Origin of the sequence: Streptomyces sp. RKAG293 (assembly GCF_023701745.1) — a bacterium.
Classification (GTDB): Bacteria; Actinomycetota; Actinomycetes; order Streptomycetales; family Streptomycetaceae; genus Actinacidiphila.
Map to the genome: position 1 here is coordinate 277,184 of NZ_JAJOZB010000001.1, position 20,808 is coordinate 297,991.

General features: G+C 70.1%; 17 protein-coding genes. 6 read left to right on the top strand and 11 right to left on the bottom strand.

All coding sequences use genetic code 11. From position 1 onward, the window contains the following. Positions 1-28: 28 nt before the first annotated feature. The 4 genes from LNW72_RS01270 to LNW72_RS01285 are packed head-to-tail and all read right to left on the bottom strand — an operon-like array spanning position 29 to position 4,792. The gene (locus LNW72_RS01270) at positions 29-2,689 is read right to left on the bottom strand and encodes an FtsX-like permease family protein (RefSeq protein WP_250973582.1); all 2,661 of its coding nucleotides are present in this window, start codon (positions 2,687-2,689) and stop codon (positions 29-31) included. Next, positions 2,686-3,426, bottom strand: a complete 741-nt coding sequence (locus LNW72_RS01275; RefSeq protein WP_250973583.1) for an ABC transporter ATP-binding protein — start codon at positions 3,424-3,426, stop codon at positions 2,686-2,688. Before LNW72_RS01275 ends, LNW72_RS01270 begins: the two co-directional genes overlap by 4 nt. Continuing rightward, positions 3,423-4,136: an ABC transporter ATP-binding protein gene (locus LNW72_RS01280; RefSeq protein WP_250973584.1), complete on the bottom strand. Its 714-nt coding sequence runs from the start codon at positions 4,134-4,136 to the stop codon at positions 3,423-3,425. Before LNW72_RS01280 ends, LNW72_RS01275 begins: the two co-directional genes overlap by 4 nt. Then, complete coding sequence (locus LNW72_RS01285) at positions 4,136-4,792, bottom strand: hypothetical protein (RefSeq protein WP_250973585.1); 657 nt, start codon at positions 4,790-4,792, stop codon at positions 4,136-4,138. Before LNW72_RS01285 ends, LNW72_RS01280 begins: the two co-directional genes overlap by 1 nt. A gap of 152 nt (positions 4,793-4,944) precedes the next feature. On the opposite strand from LNW72_RS01285, the gene LNW72_RS01290 reads away from it, so the two are divergent. After that, positions 4,945-6,243: a HAMP domain-containing sensor histidine kinase gene (locus LNW72_RS01290; protein ID WP_250973586.1), complete on the top strand. Its 1,299-nt coding sequence runs from the start codon at positions 4,945-4,947 to the stop codon at positions 6,241-6,243. An 8-nt stretch (positions 6,244-6,251) separates the two neighbouring features. Here LNW72_RS01290 and LNW72_RS01295 read toward each other — a convergent pair whose 3' ends face one another. Beyond that, a complete protein-coding gene (locus tag LNW72_RS01295) occupies positions 6,252-7,082 on the bottom strand; it encodes a ZIP family metal transporter (protein ID WP_250973587.1) in 831 nt (276 codons plus the stop codon). Positions 7,083-7,595: 513 nt separating this feature from the next. On the opposite strand from LNW72_RS01295, the gene LNW72_RS41990 reads away from it, so the two are divergent. Further along, a complete protein-coding gene (locus LNW72_RS41990; protein WP_374117390.1) occupies positions 7,596-7,877 on the top strand; it encodes a hypothetical protein in 282 nt (93 codons plus the stop codon). A 95-nt stretch (positions 7,878-7,972) separates the two neighbouring features. Here the strand turns inward: LNW72_RS41990 and LNW72_RS01305 are convergent, their stop codons facing one another. Continuing rightward, complete coding sequence (locus LNW72_RS01305) at positions 7,973-9,019, bottom strand: bile acid:sodium symporter family protein (protein WP_285369192.1); 1,047 nt, start codon at positions 9,017-9,019, stop codon at positions 7,973-7,975. A 75-nt stretch (positions 9,020-9,094) separates the two neighbouring features. Continuing rightward, positions 9,095-10,288: a CoA transferase gene (locus LNW72_RS01310; RefSeq protein ID WP_250973589.1), complete on the bottom strand. Its 1,194-nt coding sequence runs from the start codon at positions 10,286-10,288 to the stop codon at positions 9,095-9,097. Between the two features lie 451 nt (positions 10,289-10,739). Here LNW72_RS01310 and LNW72_RS01315 point away from each other — a divergent pair, with 451 nt between their 5' ends. After that, positions 10,740-11,453 (top strand): response regulator transcription factor, encoded by a 714-nt coding sequence (locus LNW72_RS01315; protein ID WP_250973590.1) that lies wholly within the window; start codon positions 10,740-10,742, stop codon positions 11,451-11,453. Positions 11,454-11,460: 7 nt separating this feature from the next. Here the strand turns inward: LNW72_RS01315 and LNW72_RS01320 are convergent, their stop codons facing one another. The 4 genes from LNW72_RS01320 to LNW72_RS01335 form a co-directional block, all read right to left on the bottom strand. Next, on the bottom strand, positions 11,461-12,777 hold the full coding sequence (locus LNW72_RS01320; protein WP_250973591.1) for a HAMP domain-containing sensor histidine kinase: 1,317 nt from the start codon (positions 12,775-12,777) through the stop codon (positions 11,461-11,463). 310 nt (positions 12,778-13,087) lie between these two features. Beyond that, on the bottom strand, positions 13,088-14,911 hold the full coding sequence (locus LNW72_RS01325; RefSeq protein ID WP_250973592.1) for a glycosyltransferase family 39 protein: 1,824 nt from the start codon (positions 14,909-14,911) through the stop codon (positions 13,088-13,090). 395 nt (positions 14,912-15,306) lie between these two features. Next, entirely contained in the window at positions 15,307-16,248 is a 942-nt protein-coding gene (locus LNW72_RS01330) for a M56 family metallopeptidase (RefSeq protein ID WP_250973593.1), read from the bottom strand. 12 nt (positions 16,249-16,260) lie between these two features. After that, complete coding sequence (locus tag LNW72_RS01335) at positions 16,261-16,656, bottom strand: BlaI/MecI/CopY family transcriptional regulator (protein WP_250973594.1); 396 nt, start codon at positions 16,654-16,656, stop codon at positions 16,261-16,263. Between the two features lie 143 nt (positions 16,657-16,799). On the opposite strand from LNW72_RS01335, the gene LNW72_RS01340 reads away from it, so the two are divergent. The 3 genes from LNW72_RS01340 (at position 16,800) to LNW72_RS01350 (ending at position 20,680) form a co-directional block, all read left to right on the top strand. After that, complete coding sequence (locus LNW72_RS01340) at positions 16,800-17,417, top strand: phosphatase PAP2 family protein (protein ID WP_250973595.1); 618 nt, start codon at positions 16,800-16,802, stop codon at positions 17,415-17,417. A gap of 220 nt (positions 17,418-17,637) precedes the next feature. Beyond that, positions 17,638-18,786 carry a ferritin-like protein gene (locus LNW72_RS01345; RefSeq protein WP_250973596.1) on the top strand — a complete coding sequence of 383 codons (1,149 nt, stop codon included), beginning with the start codon at positions 17,638-17,640 and terminating at the stop codon, positions 18,784-18,786. Between the two features lie 379 nt (positions 18,787-19,165). Beyond that, positions 19,166-20,680, top strand: a complete 1,515-nt coding sequence (locus LNW72_RS01350; RefSeq protein ID WP_250973597.1) for a S1 family peptidase — start codon at positions 19,166-19,168, stop codon at positions 20,678-20,680. Positions 20,681-20,808: the final 128 nt, after the last annotated feature.

Consider the following 20,808-nt stretch of genomic DNA (forward strand, 5'->3'; position numbering starts at 1 on the left):
GCGCCTGCCCCGCCGGCCTGGTGGGCCGTCAGAGTTCCCGCAGCTCCTCGACGGCCGGCCGGTGGGAGGCGCGGGCCGCGGCCAGGGCAGCGGCTGCCAGCGCGGTCATGGTGATCAGCAGGGTCAGGCCCAGGTACTGCCAGGGCACGGCCACCGTGCTGGGCGGCGGGTCGAAGACCCCGGTCAGTACCTTGACGAGCATCTGCGACAGCGCCCAGGCGATCACGGCGCCACCGAGCACTCCACCGGTGAGCACAGCGGCGGCTTCGCTGAGAACCAGCCCCCGCAGCTGCCGCCTGGAGGCCCCGAGCACGGTGGCGATCGCGAAGGTGCGGCGGCGTTCCGCCAGGCCCAGGGCCAGAACGATGCCGCCTGCCGCCGCGGCCAGCAGGATCGAGAAGGCGAGCTCGATCCGCGTCAGTCCGGCGAGGTCGACCGAGGTGAGGCTGGAGCCGACCGAGGACCGTGCCTGCGTAACGTCGGTGACGCTCGCCCCGGTGCCGAGCCGGCTCCGCAGCGCCGCGGCCACGTCCTTCTGGTGGGTGCCGCCGGTGTCGACCAGGAAGGCGCCGACCGCGTCACTGCCGGTGGTCTTGGCGATGTAGTCGGCGTTCGCGACGAAGAAGCTGTCATGGGGGGCGGTCGGGAATTCCTTGACGATGCCCGCGTAGTGGAAGGCCACAGTCCGGAGCTGCTGTCTGCGACTGTCCTGCAGGCGCAGATTCAGCAGGTCTCCGGGGGCGAGCTGGAAGTCCTTCACGGTTTCGTCGCTGACCAGGACGGAGTCGGGCCGGGCGGCAAGCCGCTGCATCAGGCTCTGAGCACTGCCGCCGGAGAAGTAGGCGTCCTGCAAGGACGTGGCGGAGGTGATCGTGGACGGCCGCACCCCGTACAGGTCCTGCAGATCGGAACCGACGTACGCGAACCGGTGCTGCAACGGCTCGACGTGCCGCACTCCGGCGACCGAGGCCAGAGCGCTCGCGCCGCCGGGTCCGGTGGTGGAACCCGGCGACTGCGTGACCGTGACATCCGCGCCGTTCGTGAGCTGGGCATCGACTTCCGCCTGCTGGCGGTAGGTCGCGTTGAAGGTCGCGGTGGAGGCGGCGAACGAGACCGCGAGCGCCAGCAGCACCATGGACCGCGCCAGCGGACGGTGCTGGCGCGACATGCTCGCGGCGGTCGCCCCGGCCAGCGTTCCCGTCAGCGGCCTGACCAGCCGGGCCAACGGCCGACGGCCGTGGGCCAGAACCGTTGTTGCCAGCCGCCACAGTAGGAGCGCGGAGCCCAGCCAGAGCAGGGCCGGGCCCAGGAACGCCCAGTAGGACACCGAGATGGCGGCCACACCTTCCGGGGCCAGCACCAGCGCGTAGTTGTTGCCGCTGGACGCCCGGAAGACCAGGAGGGAGACCACCAGCAGTACGACGTCCAGACCCCACCGCATCCACAGCGCGTTGCGGCCGCGCCCGACCGTGAGCCGCGCCTCGGCCACGGTGCCGGCCCGCAGATCCCGCAGAGCAGGCAGCAGCACGACTCCGGTCGCGATGGCGAACCCCAGGATCAGGGCGAGGGCGGACCATGCGGCGGCCGAGGCGGTGGTGGCGCCGAACGATGCGGTGCCGAGGGCCAGCCGCCCGGCCAGCGCGGCGATTCCGATCCCGACCGCGCCACCGGCCAGCCCGACCACTCCGGCTTCCACCGCGGCGAGCCGGGCCACCTGGCGGGGCCGCAGCCCCCGGGTGCGCAGCAGTGCCTGTTCGCGGCGACGCCGGCCGGCGCCCGCACCCGCCAGTGCCGCAGTCAGCAGGGCGGCCAGGACAGCTCCGGGAGCGCCCAGGAACAGGAAGAGAATCTGAGCGTAGAGGGCGTCCTGGCGCGCCGCGGCGAGGGAGGCGCCGAGGTTGTCGCCCACGAGTACGCCGCCGGACAGGTGCGCTTCGAGGTTGTGGGCCGCACTGGTGACCGCCGAGTAGGCGGCGGCGGGGTCCTGCGGCAGGCGCGCGTCGCGGGCCACGTGGATCTGGGTGGTGACGGCAGCCGGGTCGACGGCCTTCACCGGGGTCGTCAGGGTGCTGAACACGGCGGCGGGGAGCAGGATGACGTTGTCGGGTGGTGCGGAGGGCTGCGTCTGGGGCGGGGCACCGACCTTCTGGAACAGCGAGTCGGCCTGCGGCAGGTCGACGACGCCTGCCACCGTGACGGACACGGGGCTCGCGCCCGGCCGGCCGATGCGCACCGTGTCGCCTGGTGCCACATGCAGGTTCGCGGCCGTCTGCTGTGCCAGCAGCACGCCGTCGGCCGCTCCGGTCAACTGTCGGATCTCGCGCGGGAACGCGGCTCGGTAGCCTTCCGGGAGACCGAGCAGGACCCCCGATCCGGTGCTCTGTACCGAACCTGCGACCGTGGCCTGGAAGCCGGTGCTGCGGGCGAAGCCGACCGGCAGCGCGGTCCGTACACCCGCGGCGGCGCGGACCGTGCCGAGCGCGGTGGCGGGATCGGCTCCGGGCTGCACCTCCACCTGCCAGTCGACGGCGACCGAGTGGACCGCGCGGGCCGTCATGGTCGACTTCGACGCGGTGAGGAAGGAACCCAGCGCGGAGATGAGTGCCACGGCCAACGCGATGCCCAGCGCCGTGGCCAGCAATCTGCCACCGCGCCGCCGCAGCAGGCCGATCGACCAGGTGACGATCATGGTGTGTCTCCCCGGTGAGTGGCGCCCGCAGTCGGCGGACCGGAATCGAAGGGAACGGTCAGCCGGCCGTCGGACATCGTCCAGCGCGCCGGGAACCGCTCACCGACGCTGGGGTCGTGCGTGCTGACGACCAGTGCGGCACCGATCTGGTCGGCCACGCCCAGCAGGACGTCGACGATGTACCGGCCGGTGACACGGTCCAGTTGCCCGGTGGGTTCATCGGCCAGCACCAGCCGGGGCCGCAGCGCCAGCACACGGGCGATGGCGACCCGTTGGGCCTGGCCGCCGGAGAGCTCCTGGGGAAGCTTGCCCATCAGATCGCCCGCCCCCACGAGGTCGAGCGCTTCGAGCGCCTGCCGCCGGGCCTCGGCCTCGGGCCTGCCGGCCAGGACCAACGGGAGACCGGCGTTCTCGGCCACGTCCAGAGTGTTGATCAGACTCGGGCTCTGGAAGACGACCCCGACGTCCCGTGCGCGCAGTCCGCCATCGGCGGAGAAACCGGGCCAGGTCACGGTGCCGCCGGTCGGCCGTTCCAGGCCGGCCATCAGGTGCAGCAGCGTTGACTTCCCGGATCCAGAGGGACCCATGACCGCGACCCTGTCGTGCGCGCGCACCAGGCAGTAGGTGCCGTGCACCGCGACCACGGCGCCCGCTCCTCTGCCGAAGGTCCGCGCGACGTTCTGGCAACTCACCAGTACCGTGTCGGCCGGGGCTCGGGCCGACATCGGGGCGTTCATGACTCGATCCTTCCGTCGCGCAGGCTGATGACCCGGTCGGCGATCCGGACGACCTCGGGGCTGTGGGTGACCACGAGGACCCCGCGGCCGTCCTTCGCACGGTCCCTGAGCAGGGCCAGTACCCGCTGCTCGGTCTGTCCGTCGAGTTCACCGGTGGGCTCGTCGGCGAGCAGGATGTCCGGGTCGTTGGCCAGGGCGACCGCCAGACCCGCACGCGCCAGTTCACCGCCGGCCAGTTCATGCGGCAGCGCCCGCGCCCGGCTGCTGAGGCCCACCTGCTCGAGGAGGCGGTCCGCGTCCGGCGCCGGACCTCGGCTGCGTCCCGCTGCCATATGGACGAGGCGAATGTTGTCGCGCACGCTGAGGTGCGCGATGAGGTTGCCGGACTGCAGCAGCACGCCGATGCGGCGGATCCGCGCCCGAGCCCGCTCGGCTTCCGGCCGGTGGCTGATGCGCTCCCCGCCGACACGAACCACCCCGCCGGCGGGCTCGTCCAACCCCGCCAGACACGCCAGAAGGGTCGATTTCCCCGATCCGGAGGGGCCCACGACCGCGACCGTCTCCCCTCGGCCGACGTGCAGGCTGACCCCGCGCAGGGCGAGGGTTTCTTCCGCCCCCGAGCGGAAGAACCGGTAGAGGTCCCGTGCGTCGAGGGCGTAGGGCCCGGCCATGTCCTCGTCCTTGGCCCGTGCGGGCGCGGTTCCGCTCATCACTGCCACCGGAAGGAATCGGTAACCAGGCGCCACGGGTCGACGTTGTCGGCATTGACGGGGCCGGACACCGTAATGACGACCTCGCGGCCGGCCTGGTGGAAGGCGTACCGCTCGAAGGCGTCCCGGATGACCTTGCCGGTCACCGGGTCAGGGGCGGAGTTGCCCCGATAGGTGAGCAGCACGGCCTGACCGGCCTGCCGGGAGGCCAGCGACGCCGATCCCGGGGCAAAGGCGGGGACCTCCCGGGTCAGCCGGGGCACGACCACCGACTTCGCTGCCTGCACCGTGGGGGCGGTCGGGGCGGCACTCTGCGACACCTCGATACGGTTGAGCTTGTCGGTGAAGACCGTGACCGAGCCGGCCTGGGTACGGGCCCAGCCCTCGGGCACCTTGACCTGGAAACCGCCTCCGGCCGGGATGTACGCCACGTACGCCTGGTTGTCGGGGATGTCACCGGGCGGATTGGACTCCACCGGCGCCGGCGTCTGGCTGCCGGCGGAAGTGCCCGGGACGGCGGGGCTGGAGGCGTTGGAAGGACCGGCGGTCGTGGGTACGGCAGTCGTACCCTTGGCGCCGCCGGAGCCGCCGCATCCGGCGATGGCCACCGCGGCCAACAGGGCAGCCGTGACGGTGAGAGAGCCTCGCAAGGTCATGATGGCCTCCACAGGGGGTATGACTGCGATGACCACGACGCTAGGGACCGGGCGGTAAAACCCCGGCGCAACGAGGGTTAGACGACGACAAAACCTCGCCTCTGCCCTCGCGTAACCGGGCCGCGGGAGTCAGCGGCGCCCATGATGGGCCTATGAGAGCGCATGTGGTGCGAGTGGCCGTCGCCGCGGTCCTGGTGGCCCTCGTCCTGCTCGCCGTCCCCCTGGCGGTAGTGATCCAGCGGTCCTTCTTCGACGACGAGCGCGGGGAACTGGAGAGGACAGCGCTGGCCGCTGCCGTCCGCGTCGGACCGCAGTTCGCGGCCGGTGACGAAGTGGAACTGCCCGCACCGGAAACGGAAGGACAACTGGGCGTCTACGACCTCACGATGCGGCTGCGCTCGGGCTCGGGTTCCGCGCAGGCCGACGACGTGACGCGGCGTGCGGCCCGTGGAGTGGTGGTGCGCGGGGGCTCCGGAAGTGACCTGGTCGTCGCGGTGCCTGTCTCGACCTCGGAACAGGTCATCGGCGTCGTCCGCGCCACGACCCCGACCTCGGAGGTATGGCACCGTATCCTGCTGACCTGGCTGGCGCTCCTGGGCGTGGTGCTCCTGGCCCTGGGCGCCGCGATCGCCGTCGCCCGGCGGCAAGCGCGGGCACTCAGCCGACCCCTGGAGTCCCTGTCCTGCACGGCGCAGGCCGTCGCCGACGGTGACCTCACCGCGCGCGCGGGACGCTGCGGCATTGTGGAGATCGATCAGCTGGCCACGGCCCAGAACACCATGGTCGCGCGGCTGACCACCCTCCTGCAGCGCGAACGGCATTTCAGCGCCAATGCCTCACACCAGCTGCGCAACCCACTGGCAGGACTGCAGCTCGGACTCGAAACCGCGCTGGACGCGACCCGGGCCCCCGACGCAGAGCTGCGACAGGCACTCGAGGACGCACTCGAACGATCGCAGCACCTCCAGCGGACCGTTGACGAAGTCCTTCGCCTGGCCGGCGCACCTTCCGGCGACATGGTCCCCGCGCCCGATGAAACCGCCGTCGAACTCATCGCACGGGCAGAACGCCGCTGGCACGGCGCGTTCGCCGAAGCGGGTCGGCGGCTGGATGTCGCGGTCCATTCCGAGGCCCGCTCGTTTCGTCTCCCGGGCCGCACCACCGACCAGGTCCTCGACGTCCTCCTCGACAACGCGCTGCGACATGGCCGGGGCACCGTGCTGATCACCGTGCGTGAAGCGACCGGGGCCATCGCCCTGGATGTCACGGACGAAGGGGCCCTGCGCATCACCCCGCGGGCCGCTTTCGAACGGGGCACCACCACTGGGTTCGGCAGCGGTATCGGACTGGCGGTCGCGCGGGAGATGGCCGAGGCGGCGGGCGGACGGCTCACTGTCAGCGCCACCGCCCCCACGGCCTTCACCCTTCTGCTACCGGGCCCGGTGGTGTAGCGAAGGGGTCATACCCCGGCAGCGGTGACTACGGCATCAGTCGCGAATCCGAGGAGCAGGCCGAGCAGGATGCACCATGTCGTCAGTTCCTTCGACGCCGCCGCACGACGGGCCACCGCGAGAAGTTCGATGACGACATAGAGGATGGATCCGGCGGCCAGGCCGAGGAACGCGATCGACAAGGTGTCGTTGACCAGGTGCTGTCCAAGAAGGGTGCCCAGGAACGTCGGCCCGCCGCCGATCAGTCCCAGCCAGAGCAGCGTCGTCCACGTCGGGCGCTCACCCTCAGCAGCCAGGGGAGCGACGATGCCGAACCCTTCGGTGGCATTGTGCAGACCGAAACCGATGACCAGCAGCACCGCCAGGGAAATCTCACCCTGGGCGGCGGAGTTGCCGATCGCCAGCCCTTCGGCGAAGTTGTGCAGCCCGATACCGGTAGCGATCATCAAAGCGAGCTCGCCGGCCTGCGACCGCTTGGCGGGGGCGAGTTCGGCGGTATCCGCGGCACCGGGGCCGTGCGGGAGCGTGGACTTGGCCCGCCGTGCCGCCGCCCAGCGGTCGTAATGCACCAACCCGGCGAGTCCAATCGCCAGCCCGGCAGCCAGCACCGTTCCCCCGACGAGCGCGGTCCCCCAGTGCTTGTCGCTCAGCGCCGCGTCCGTGGGCTCCCACGCATGGGTCAGGATGTCCCAGACGAGGAACACCAGGACACCGATCGCAACGGCATTCAAGCCCGCCCTCAACCGGGGCGCGGCGTTGCGCAACCTGCCCAGCGGAAGCCCGAGGTAGATCGTGAACCCCGCCACCGCGCCGAGCAGAGCAATCTGGGAACTGGACATACGTACTCCATGGCAACGGGCGGACGCGAAGGAACCTGCCGTTTCGCTTAGGCAAGGCTCGGCTAACCATAGAGGTTGATCAGCAAACCGTCTACAACGGTGTAGTCGAACGTGCCCTACCCGCTGTCGACCCGGCCCCGACCTGCTGGAAAACGTATGATCCGCTGTTCGGCATGCTTGGCACCGGAGATCTGAGGCCCCGGGCGGATGGCACTGAAGGCGACGCGGGGCTGGCTGCGGCTCACGGCCGGGAGATGCGTCCGGCGGTCGAGTTGGTCGGCCATCTGGCCGAAGAAGAGCGACAGCCGTGTTGGCGGCGTTGTCAACTGAATGGGCCGCGGTGTGGCCGGGCAGGCTGAGGGCGTGTTCGGCCCAGGGTCGGCTCTCGGTCTCCGGCGCATGGTCACGTAGGCCGCTCCGTGACCACCTGATCTACCCCGGGGCTCAGGTCCCGGCCCTGCACGCCTGACGTCGAAGGTGGCGGTCGGCACCTGGCTCGACACGCATCCGGCGATGGCCCGCCACACCCTGGACAATGGACATGACCTGGGCAGCCACACTCAGCACCACCTGGACATATCCGCGATGAGCGCTACGGCCGCGTACGACGAGATCACGCCCGCATCCCCGTCGGCCGCGGCCCCCACGGACTGTGCGTATACCCATGACCCGGCCGCTGCTCCCTCGGCCACGCCGGCATCTTCAGCTGACCCGGAGAACGCGACGGTCAACCGGAGGACGCGTAGCCACCACCAGTACGCAGCTGCCGTGCGGTATCAGGCCCTGCTCGAATGACGGCCGACCGGGACACTCGTGAGGGCGCCCACCCATGGCGGTGATTTGCCGTGTTGCAGATAGCCGGCCGACGCCCAACTCCCAGTAGAAGGCGTCTACTTTGCCGGGACGGACGGGGCGCTCCGCTCCTGCCGTGAGGCCTCGATGATGGGGTGCCGTGACCAGCGTCGGGCAATGACTGCGCACACCATCAGCTGCATCTGATGGAACAGCATGACCGGAAGGACGGCCAGGGCCGCTTTCGCGCCGAAGAGAATCGAGGCCATGGGAAGGCCGTTGACCAGGCTCTTCTTCGACCCTGCGAAGACGATCGTGATCCGGTCCGCACGCCCGAACCCCAACGCCGTAGCGCCGATCCCGGTGACGGTCAGGACCAGGGCAAGCAAGACCACTTCCACCGCCAACAGAGTGAGCAGTCGTAGCGGTGCCGTCTGGTGCCAAATGCCCTGTGCAGTGCCCTGGCTGAAGGCCGTGTAAACGACCAGAAGCACTGAGCTGCGGTCGAACAGGCGCAGTGCCGTGTGCCGGCGGTTGATGAAGGCGCCGATCCATGGGCGCAGCAGGTGTCCGGTGAGGAACGGGAGCAGCAGTTGGGTGGCGACGGCGAAGAGCCGATCGGGGGAGAAGGTTGCGGCTGAGCCCAGCAGGGTGGTGGCGAGCAGGGGGGTGGCGACCATGCCGAGGAGGCTGGAGTATGTGCCCGCGCAGATGGCGGCGGCGACGTTGCCGCGTGCGATGGCGGTGAAGGCGATGGAGGACTGGACGGTGGATGGCAGGAGACACAGGTAGAGCAAGCCGGGGTAGAGCTGTGGCGCGATGACGTGGGGCACCAGGAAGCGGGCGGCCACGCCGAGTAATGGGAACAGAATGAAGGTGCTGGCGATGATGGCGAGGTGGAGGCGCCAGTGGCGCAGGCCGTCGGCAGCTTCCTGGGAGGAGAGCCGTGTGCCGTAGAGGAAGAAGAGCACGGTGACCGCGCCATTTGCGGCGGCACTCGTAGGTGCAGCGGCGGCGCCGGTCGCGGGGAGCAGCGCGGCGCACGCGACGGTAGCGATCAGAGCCGCGATGTAGGGGTCGATCCGCAGCCAGGTCGGCCACAGGCTGCGGGACACGGCGGCTCTCGGCGGTGCGTTGCCCGGCATGGTGTCGTCCGTCCTGTTGCCTTCGGTGTCCTGGCCTGGTGCTCCTGTCGGAGGCGGGCCCGTGCTGGCGCGGCGCTAGGGATGGGGAGCCGGTGGATCGGCCTGGTCGAGCCAGGCGCGCACGGAGGTGGTGTGCTGGCCAAGGGTCGGCGGGGCGTTGTGCCGGGAACGGCCGCCGGTCTCGAAGCGCCAGGGGGGTCCGGGCAGGGTGATCGTGCCGAGAGTGGAGTGGTCGACATCGATGAGTAGGCCCTGCTGGCGGGTCTGCTCCCATGAGTAGACTTCGGCCACGGTGCGTACGCGGCCGACGGGTACGCCGGCCGCGTCGAGACGCTCGATCCAGGCGTCGACGGTATCGCGGGCGAACACGGCGTCGAGGGCGGCGGCCAGGTCGGTGCGGTGCCGGACCCGGTCGGCGTTCGTGGCGTAGCGGGGATCAGCGGGGTCCAGACCGGTGATGGCCGCGACAGCGCGCCACAACCGATCACTTCCGGCTGCTAGTTGGAGGTCTCCGTCCGAACAGTGGAACAGGCCGTAGGGGGCAATGGCGGGGTGCTGATTGCCGGTGGCCGACGGTTCCTGCCCGGCGATGGTCCAGCTTGTTCCCTGGAAACTGTGGAGCCCGACCACTGAGGAGAGCAGTGAGGTGCGCACCACCTGGCCGCGCTGGGTGGTGTGGCGTTCGAGCAGCGCGGCGAGCACCGCGGTCACACCGAAGACCCCGGCCAGCAGGTCAGCGACTGGGGTGCCCACCTTGACGGGGGCTCCGGGTTCACCGGTCAGGCTCATCAGTCCGGCTTCGCCCTGGGCGATCTGGTCGTAGCCGGCACGGCCGCCGTGGGGACCGTCGTGGCCGAACCCACTCACGGAGAGTACGACCAGCTGGGGGTTGGCCTCCCGCATTTGCTGCAACGGGAACCCGAGGCGCTCCAGAACGCCAGGGCGGAAGTTCTCAACGAGTACGTCCGCTTGGCGCAGCAGCCGCGTGAGCAGTTCCCGGCCCTGCTCAGTCTTGAGGTCGGCGGTGACGGATTCCTTGTTGCGGTTGCAGGAGAGAAAGTACGTGGATTCGGGTGTCTGATCCGGACCGACGAAAGGCGGACCCCAGCCGCGGGCCTCGTCGCCGTGGCCGGGCGTCTCGATCTTGATCACCCGTGCGCCCAGATCGCCGAGCATCATCGCAGCGTGCGGGCCGGCCAGAGCATGGGACAGCTCGATCACCAGGCAGCCGTCGAGCGGACCGTTTCCTGACGGGTCAGAGTCGGACATGCTGATGTGGGCCCTTTCGTCGATCCGTGCGTAGGACGTGGGGCCACCGTATGTAAACGAACATCAGGGGAATCACCGAAGAGGGTTAAAACCTTTTTAACCTCCGCGATACGATGATCGACGCGGTTCATGCGAATAAGTGATCTGTTTTGCTGGTTCCAGCCCTGCCGAGGACACCTGGTCACCACCGGGGAAAGTGGGCCAACTCGCGTCGGCCCAGGTCTTCGCAGTCAGGATGGAAACATTTCCAGCCCGGACAGAAATGGCGACTCGGCCTCGGCAGCCGCAATCACGGCCTCTTCGACAATCCGCCGCTAAATCAATATCCTTGGACTTCGCACCCGGTTTCTCCACCACCCCACCTCTGCTCTCCGTGGCGGTCGAAACGTACGCCGGATAGGCGTGCTCTCCGTATCATCCCTGGTCAGGACTCGTGGAGAAGGGCGGAATCGTGCGTAGGGCGCTCGCGGAGTTGTTGATCGTCGAAGACGACGCTGAGATCGCGTCCGAACTCAACCGGGCGCTGGTCGGCCACGGATACCAGGTGGCTCGGGCCGCTACCGGCGGACAGGCCGCCGAGCAGGCCAGACGTCGCCCGCCGGACCTGGTCCTGCTGGACCTCGGCCTGCCGGACGTCGACGGGGTGGAGGTATGCCGCAGACTGCGCGCCCTCCTACCAGTGGAGACCGTCATCGTCGTCCTCACCGCACGCATCCTGGAGTTCGAAGTAGTGGTCGCCCTCGACGCCGGCGCGGACGACTATCTCACCAAGCCGTTCCGCCTGACCGAACTGCTGGCCCGGCTGCGCGCGCACCTGCGCCGCCGAGCCACTGTGGCCGGACCGCCAGTGATACGGATCGGCGGCACCCGAATCGACACCCACACCCGCAGGGTGCACATCGGCGACCGCGAAGTCCACCTGCGCCCCAAAGAGTTCGACCTGCTCGCTACCCTTGCCGGGTCGGCCGGAGCCGTCGTGAGCCGTGAACATCTGATGGCGGAGGTCTGGGACGAACACTGGTTCGGCCCTACCAAGACCCTGGATGTGCATGTCTCGGCGCTGCGACGTAAGCTCGCCGACGCCGATGACCGCGGAGGAGAGTGCATCACCACGGTGCGTGGCAAAGGGTACCGGTACGAGACAGGCGCACCACCAGTACGCTGATCGCCCGTCACCCTCGCAGTGACTCATCCCCCGCGCCCGTGGCCGGTGACGGTTCGCAGGCCGGGAGCAGAAGGCTGAACACGGGCTGGGGTCCGGGCCTACGCAGGAGCAGTCTGCCGCCCTCGGCTTCGGCGAGAGAGCGGGCCAACGGCATCCCGATACCGTGGCGCTGACCGTCACGCCGTGCCGTTGCGAAGACCGCGTCGCCGTCACCGGCGGGACCGGGTCCGTCGTCCCCCACCTCCAAAGCCACGCCTGCGCCCACGTCCGTCGCACTGAGTCTGATCTCCCCCTTGCCGTGGACCAGAGCGTTGTCCATCAACGTGCCCATGATCTGCGCCACTGCCGCTGCCGAGGCTCTGACCGGCGGCAGACCGGCTTCGCACCGCACGGTCAGGCGGCGCCCGGCCTCCCCAACAGCGTCACGGTGGCGCTGAGCGATGTCGTCCAGCAGCCCCCGCACCTCGACGATGTCGGCACGGTGGTGGGTCTCGCGCGCCAGTCGCAGCAGATCCTCGATCGTGTCACCGAAGTGTTCAGCCCGGCGCAACGCGGTGGCCAGTGCCTGTCCCCGGCCCCGGTCGTCGAGTGACTGCGCCGTCTCCAAGCCCAGAACGAGTGCCGTCAGCGGGGTGCGCAACTGATGGGAGACCGCTGTACTGAACCGGCGTTCTCGCTCCAGGAGAGATCCCAACCGCCGCGCCGTCATGGCCAGTGCCTGCCATGCGGCGTCCGCCTCGCGTATGCCGGTACGCTCCGCCCGGATACTGAAGTCCCCCGATCCCAAGGCCTGGGCGCTAGCCGTCAACCGCTCCAAAGGAATGGCAACCCGGCCCGCGACACGCCAGGCGAGTAACGCGGCCAACGCGACGACGACCGCACCGATAGCGGCCAGCAGAAGCCAGGCGAGAACGGTGCTGTCGGCGACCGGGTCCCATGGCATCCATGCCCGCACCACCTCCCGCACGGCACCGCCCCGGAAGACCGGAGCGGAGACCACGAGATTTCCGCCTTCCACCCCTCGATGCAGCACCCCGTCACGGGCGGCGGCCGCTCCCGGGGACCGGGCAGGCCCCCTCCCGTAGATACGCCGGCCCAACGGGCTGTATACCCCCACGTCAACACCGTGCGAGGGGTGGTGGAGCGTGGTCGGGCTATCGGGGGCGCCAACGGCACCGCCCGCCAAGCCGGCCGCCGTCCAGATGGCGTCGCGCTCCAGGCGGGCCACAGCCCCGTCGCGGTAGATCCGGGAGACCGCGATGGCCAACGGCACAGTAAACACCAGTACAGCGCACGCGGTGACGGTGACGATCGAGACCAGCACTCTGCCGCGGACGGACGACCCGACGACGCCCCGACCAAGAGGGACATGGCCGTCGCCGCCGCTCACCGGCGCGGTACCACAAGGACCGTCATATTCGGTGTTCTCCCGTAAGCGCCCCCTCCCCCAACACCGGCGTCGAACTGGTCGCACGTGCCTCGGCCAGGTTTGGGAGCGGCGTCGGCATTCTCGGAGAAAGGCAATTCGAGCATGCCGTCTCAACGAGCGGTGCCATACCGTCGTTACCCGACCGGCACGCCGTGGTGGGCGAGGTGGCCGTCGGTTTCCTCGCGCAGGTGCCGGGGCCGGGCACTCACGGGGCGGGCGTGCACCGGTACAGCTGCAACGGCGCGCCGTCGGTGGCGTCGGTGACCGTGCCGCCGTAGGCGCTGTCCGGGACCCGAGCACAGGACGTTCGGACCCAGGACGCGACGCGGGCGGCGGGCGTGGCGGAGGCACCCCGTGGGTGTGCCCGGCGGAGCAGTACGTAGCGCAGCCGGCCCGCGGCTACGTACCGCTGGATCTCGCCCGGGGTGGGTGCCGGGGCCTGGCCCATGTAACCGCCGATGGGCAGCACCGCGTCGCCGGTTGCCCGTAGGTACGGGGAAGCGATGTTCCAACTGGCGGTCGCCACCAGGTAGTCGGTGCCGTGCCGGTTGGTCTGCAGGTAGCCGAGCAGCCGTCGTCGCGCCCTGGGACCGGGGGCCGAGGCCCGGTCGCCCAGGGCGGCGACCGCCGGAGCCCGCAGGCGGGTGCGATCCGCATCGCTGTCGGGACCTACCGTGCCCTTGGCGGACTGGCTGTAGCGGGGCATGACGACCGAGACCGACCAGGCCGCGGGGGCCAGGAGGATGGCAGTCAACCCCACCAGGAGCCCTGCTACCGCCGCCCGATGTCCGCCCGGGTGCCCCGGTCCCGCACCGCTCGGGCGGCTCCAGGCCAGCAGTACCAGCGCGACCAGGCAGAGCACCAGAACAGCGACTCCCAGGCCGGGCCAGAAGTGCGGCCAGGCGCCGGCCACCACGGCACCCCACACGGCGGTGCCGCCGATCATCGCGGGCAGCGTCCACGCGCGGGAGCCGCCCGCCCGGTGGGCGCGCCAGCACTGGACGGTGCCGATCCCGGTCAGGGCCGCGAGCGGGGCCGCCACGACCCCCATGTAGTAGGTGTGCCCCGCGACCGTCCCCGCGCTGAAGACGGCGAGGAACGTCGTGAGCCAGCCGCCCCAGAGAAGCAGGGCGGCCCGCTCGGGGTCGGTGCGCGGCCGGTGCCGCAGCCACACCAGGCCGCAGCCCACGGTGAGGGCCGCCGCCGGATACAGCCAGCCGGTCTGCGAGGCCAGGGGCGCGCGAACCATCTTGGTCCAGCCGCCCTCGTCGCCCGTGGCAGCGGCCGGCCCGGGACCGGCTCCTGACGACCCCTTCGCCGCGGGGCCGCTGGGTACGGAGTTGACGCTGCCGGTGTCGGCGGGGGTCAGTCCCAGCTGAGGGAAGCGGTTGAGGAAGTTGTACCCCACGACCATGCTCACCGGCGAGTTGTTGGTGGTCCCGTCGATGTAGGGCCGGTCGCCCGCGGGTATCAGTGCAACCACCAGGACCCAGGACGCCGACACAGCGAACGTCACGGCGGCCGCGACAGCGGTACCGGCCACTCTGCGGCGCAGTGTCGTGGGAGCCGCGATGAGGAAGACGGCGGCCAGGACGGGTCCGAGGGCCCACGCTTCGAGCATCTTCGCCTGGAAAGCGAGCCCCACCCAGAGCGCGCTCCATATGAGCGGGCGCAGCCGTGCCGTGCGGGCCGCCTGGAACGCCGCGTCGGCGGCGAGCAGCAGGAGCAGCGTGAACGGTGCGTCCTCGACAGCCGAGCGGAACAGTCCGGTCGCCGCCGGGGTGCTCGCGAACGCGGCCGCGGCCACCAGCGCCGCAGGAGCTCCAGCCTGCCTGCGCACCAGCCGGAACAGCACCAGCACACTCAGCGCGCCCTCGATCACTTGGGGCAGCGCCAGCGCCCAGGGATGGAATCCGAAGAGCCGCGCGGAGACCGCCTGCGGCCACAGAAAGCCGGGCAGTTTGTCCAGAGTGATGGAGTTGCCGGGCTCGAATGAACCGAAGAAGAACGCCTTCCCGTTCCTGCTCATACTGAGCACGGTGTCGGCGTAGAACGGATGCAACTGACCACGGTCGATGTTCCACCCGTACAACGCGGTAGCGACGGCCGTGATCACCAACAGCAAGGGACGCACGTAGGCGGGCTGCCCGGCGGGCGAACGCCAAAATCGGCGCCGGTTACGGGCGCTGCAGGTCGCGAAACGGGACGCCTGGGTGACCACAATCGAAGCCATAAGGACGATCTTCAGACGAAAGCGGCCACCGTGTGGTCTGTTTACGACATCTTGCCGTTCACCGGTCAGTCGGCTCGACTCTGCGGAGCCGCGGAACGCGGATCACAAGTACGGCCTGATGGTTGACTGTCCGAGCATTACGGGGACTCCCGACTATGGCAACTGCAGTGGTTCGGATTCCTCACCGCCAGTCAGCCGCCCTTGGCGAGTTCCAGCAATTCGTGCAGGTCCTGGGCGGCCTCCAGCGTGCACAGCGCCGTCGCCGCCAGCACTGCGCCCACACCCAACAGCGCGAGCATCTGGTTGCGCGGTGGCGGGGCGAGCAGAGCGGCTACACGGCGGGGCACCGGCCCGACAGCGGTCCGTGCGCGGTCGCGGCCGAGGATTCCCATTGCGGCGGCGGGCAGGCGACGGCGACCCTCGCCGCTCTTGGCCGCCAGGGCGGCCCTGCCCACGGTGCGGGCCACGCGTCGGCGGTCACCGATCACCGTGGCGGCGCGTTCGTCAGCCCACCGCTCTACCGTGTACGTAACGGCAGTGGCCGCGGGGCGCAGCAGGGGATTGGCGGCGGCGGCCAGTTGGGCGCCGGCGGTGAACAGGTAGTGGTGTCCGCGTAGATGGGCGCGTTCGTGGGCGAGCAGAACTGCGCGCTCGCCGTCGTCCAGGGCGCTGAGCATGCCGGTGGAAACGACGATGCGGCCGGGCAGCCCTGGCATGGCGAACGCGTCGGCGGCCGGTTCGTCGAGGACGACCAGTCGGTTCGTGCCGGGGAAGCAAGCCGCCTCCAGGGCCGCGTTGAACAACGCCCGCACCCGCCGCCACACCATGCGGGTCGCAGCCGTCACCGCGATGGTCAGCAGTACGCCGGCAAGCAGCCCGACGGCCCACGCGGTCGGGTCATGGCGTTGCACCACCTGGAGTGAGAATCCGCCCAGGTCCGCGACCGTCGGGATCCGTACGCAGACGGCCAGCGCCAGCAGCCCCAGAACCGTGGTGCTGCCGATCGCCAGGACCACCGAGCCGACCGTAAGGATCCAGGTGGCCAGACGGGGCTCCAACCGGTCGGTCAGTGGCCGGGCGGCGATTACGGCCAGGGCGGGGAAAAGCAACGGCAGATAGACGGCGAGATGCATCCGGGGCGGTCCTTACCGGCCGGGGTCCAGTTCGGCGCCGAGCAGGCGGCGCAGCAGCAGCTCGTCAGCGGCGGAAAGGTCGTCGACGAACCGGGTCAGGACCCTCTCGCGATCCGGTTTGCTCCCCAGAACCTGGTGCATCTGGCGAGCGGCCAGGCCCGGCTCGTCGGTGACGGGCGTGTAGGCGTAGGCCCGCCCGCGAGGGGTGCGCTCCAGAATGCCCTTGGCGTGCAGTCGGGACAGGATCGTCACCACCGTGCTGTACGACAGTCCGCCGCCGAGCCGCTCGGCGGCCTGCGCGGGGGTCAGCGCCTCCTCGGCGGCCTGCAGGATCGCCAGAACCTCGGCCTCCAGAGCGCCGTTGGGGCGCCGCCCGGCCGCCACGGTCGCCTCGCCGTCGTCATTCATGACTTGGCTACCTTCCGTTCATCATCTACAGTCGCGTAGTACTTCTACGTGACTGTAGAAGTCATTGGCACCCCGAGTGTGCCACGCCCTCCCGCGCCTGGCGAGCAGCCCCGGCGCCTGCTCCCCAGCGCAAAGGCACCTCCGTGACCGCACCTTCGTTCCAGGCGCTGGACGGCGCAGCCATCGACGGCGGCTGGTACACCACCATCACCGACTTCGCCCGCGACACCCACTGGCTCAATGCACCGATGCTGGCCTTCACCAGCTACGGCGCGTTGCTGTTCGCTGTGGCCCTGCTCGCCGGCTGGTGGATGGCCCGCCGCGCCGACGCCGCCGCGATGGCCGCGTCCCTGGCCGGAGGGGTCGCTGTCATCCTCGCCTACCTGCTCAATTCCGGCATCAAGGATGTCTTCGCCGAACCACGCCCCTGCCGTGCTCTGCCCCACGATTTCCTCGTCGAAGCCTGCCCACCCTTGAACGACTACGCCTTCCCGAGCAACCACACCACCGTCGCCTTCGCCGCCGCCACCGCGCTGCTGCTCATCCACCGCCGCCTCGGCGCACTGGCCCTCGTCCTCGCCGTACTGATGGCCGCCTCCCGTGTCTACGTCGGCGCCCACTACCCCCACGACGTCATCACCGCCGCCCTCATCGGTGCCGCCATCGCCGTCCCGACTGTGCTCCTCGGCCGCCGCTACGGCGCTCCAGCCGTCGAACGACTTCGCACCAGTCGCCTGCGCCCCGTATTGGCCCGACGATAGGACCCGCGTACCCCCCGGCCCCGCGGGTTCGCGAGGGGTTGTTTCGGACCTCCTCCGCAAGGGTGCCGCTTCGCCTCGTCTGGGCCGAGCGGGTGGCAATTGCGCCGCGCGGATCCCGCACCTCGGGAACGGTGACAACCGCTGCTAGCTTCGCGAACCTTCGGAAGACCCGAGAAGCCCCGGGAGCAGGCGGGGCCCACCGCGACGAGCGGAGACAACGGTGACAGGTACAACGAGCGACCCGGCCAAGCCGGAGGCTTCCCCGTTCAAGCGCAGGAGCTTCGTGGCGGCGGCAGCCCTGGCGGCCGCGCCGGTCTCGCTGGCCGGGCCCGCCGCAGCGGCGCGCGCGGCCGGGCCGCCGCAGGCCGCAGCGCTCGGGTCGGTCGCACGTCTGATGGCTGTTCCCGCCATCGACCGCGACGTGGGCTGGCTCAGGCAGGCACTTCAGGTTGCCGTGGAACTCGAACTCTCCACCATCCCGCCGTATCTGTGCGGCTGGTGGTCGGTCAAGGACCGCGGCAGTGAGGCCGCGCAGCTGATCCGGCGCATCGTCGGCGACGAGATGTACCACCTGGGAGTGGTCTGCAACCTCCTGGTGGCTGTGGGCGGGCGGCCCCGGATCAGCAACGCCGCCCCCACCTACCCCGGCCCGCTACCCGGCGGCGTGCGCCCCGGAGTGAACGTCTACCTGTCGGGCCTGACCAAGTCCGTCGTCCACGACGTGATGATGGCGATCGAGGCCCCCGACGCTCCGCTCACCCGCAGCAGGGCCACCTCACCGAGCGTTGCTGACTTCTACACCACCCTGCAGCAGGCGTTCCGACAGACGGCGCCGGAACTGTCGGCGCGGGGGCAACTGTCCGAACACATCGGCTCCGCCGTGCTGAAGCCGGTCGACAACCTCGATGACGTCGAAGGCTGCCTCGAAGTCATCAAGGAGCAGGGCGAGGGCACGATCACCTCCCCGGACGAGTCCTTCGGCGACGACCACCCGGCGCACTACTACGCCTTCGGTGAGATCTACCACGGACGGCGGCTGCTCAAGGTCGGCGGAAGCACGCAGTTCACCGGCGCCCCCGTACCCTTCCCCGACGCCCGCCCCATGGCCAGGGTCCCTGCCGGCGGCTGGCCCCAGGCGTCCGTGCCGGTCCGGCGGCTCCTCGACCAGTTCGACACCACTTACCACGCCGTGCTCGACACCCTCGAAACCGCATGGGATGGCGGCGACCCCAGCGCCCTGCGAGCGGCCGTCCACGCCATGCGGGGACTGGAGGCCCCAGCCGTCGAATTGATGGAGATCGGCATCCCCGGCACCTCGGGGAATTACGGCCCCCAGTTCCGTCCGCCCCTCTCCCCCCGCCCCACCTGACGATAATCGCCGACATACCGGCAACGGACGTGCCCGCACCGACCCACCCCCACTGGGCCGCCACCACGCTGTAATGGAGTGTGCGCGTCCGCGGTGGCTCCCGTGGACGGTGGCCGCCCGCCACACCGTCGGAATCGTCGCTGCGTCCCGCCCTGCTCCGGGGACCGGGCGGCCCCGCGAAACGATCACGAACGCCGGTCAACTCTCCTGCGTACGAGACGAATCGGCGGAGGGTAGGTGCTCACTGCGGCATGTGCCGGAATTCATCACAGCTTGAGTGGCCGTGAGGCCGACTCACACGCAGCTACGTAGTACGGGGTGGCAAGCGTGCACAGGTGTTGAAGGAAAACGCCAGGGCGGACGCCCGTGTGCTTCCTGCATGATCCAGCTGGAGGTCCTTGAGTTGAGCCACCGACATGTGAACAAGCGGACCGGCGCCATCACCGGCGCTGTGGCGGCAGTCGTCGCGGGGGTGGCGATCCTGCTCCCCCACGCCAACGCGAGTACCAACACGCCACAACCCCCCGAGACGTTCTCCTCGCAGTCGGCCGCGCTGCTCGCGGCATCCCTGAACGCGGACCTCGGCGGCAAGACAGCGGGCTGGTACCTGGACGCTCCCGCCAGGCACCTGGTCGTGAACGTACTGAGCGACGACGACGCCCGGCGGGTCCAGTCCCAGGGGGCCATCGCCAAGGTCGTGCGGAACACCATGCCCGCACTGCGCGACGGCGTCCGCACCTTGAGCGACACCGCCTCGATACCCGGCACCGCCTGGTCCATCGACCCGAAGACCAACCAGATCGTGGTCCTCGCCGACCGGACGGTGACCGGCACGAAGATGGCCAACCTGACACGGGCCACGGACCGCCTGGCCGGTCTGGTGAGCGTCAAACGGACCCCGGGCGAGTTCACACCCAACGACTCAGGCGGCCGCCGCCAAGGCGCGGCCGGCGGCAGCTCCCCGGCGGCGGGAGGGACGGGAGGCCAGACGGGCGGCGCGAACGCCACGACGGGAGCTATCGGCGGATCCGCCATCTTCGGTGGCCGGGCGCAGTGCTCACTGGGATTCAACGTCACCGTGCAGGGAGCGCCCGCCTTCATCACAGCAGGCCACTGCGGCAACGAATCGAAGACCTGGGCGGCCGACCAGGCAGGTCGTCAGCCGCTGGGCACCGTCGCGGACTCCCGGTTCCCCAAGACCGACTTCGCCCTGGTGAAGTACGACGACCCGACCGCGAAGCCGTCCAGCGCGGTCGACCTCCAAAACGGCGGCACCCAGCAGATCACCCAGGCCGCGGACGCGGCCGTGGGCATGAAGGTGCAGCGTTCCGGCAGCAGAACGGGTCTCAAGGACGGCACCGTCACCGGTCTCAACGCCACGGTCAACTACGGCAACGGCGACATCGTCAACGGACTCATCCAGACCGACGTGTGCGCGGAGCCCGGTGACAGCGGCGGCCCGATGTTCGCCGGCGACGCGGCCGTGGGGCTGACCTCGGGCGGCAGCGGTGACTGCACGCAGGGCGGCGAGACCTTCTTCCAGCCGGTCACGGCCGCGCTCGTGGCCACCGGAGCCGTCATCGGAGCGGGCGACGCCGGTGACAACGCCGGCGCGGCCGGCGGTGATGACGCGAACGGCAACGGCGCGAGTGCTGGTTCCGGCAACGCTACTGGTGGCGGTGACGCCACCGGCAACGACGCGAGTGCGGGTTCAAGTGCTGGTTCAACTGCTGGTGCGGGTGACGCGAACGGCACTGATGCGGGTGCTGGTTCCGGTGACGCGAACGGCACTGACGCGGGTGCTGGTTCCGGTGACGCGAACGGCACTGACGCGGGTGCTGGTTCCACCACCGGCGCCATGACCGGCGCGGATGGAGGCGACGGACAACTGTAGGTCCGTGGGGACCACCGGCTCCGGTCACTGGTGACACCGGAGCTCCACCGAACTGGCCGCACCATGGCGCTGCGGTGACCCGCCCCTCCTCCCCTGGCGCCGGCCACCGCAGCGGCACCGTCAACGAG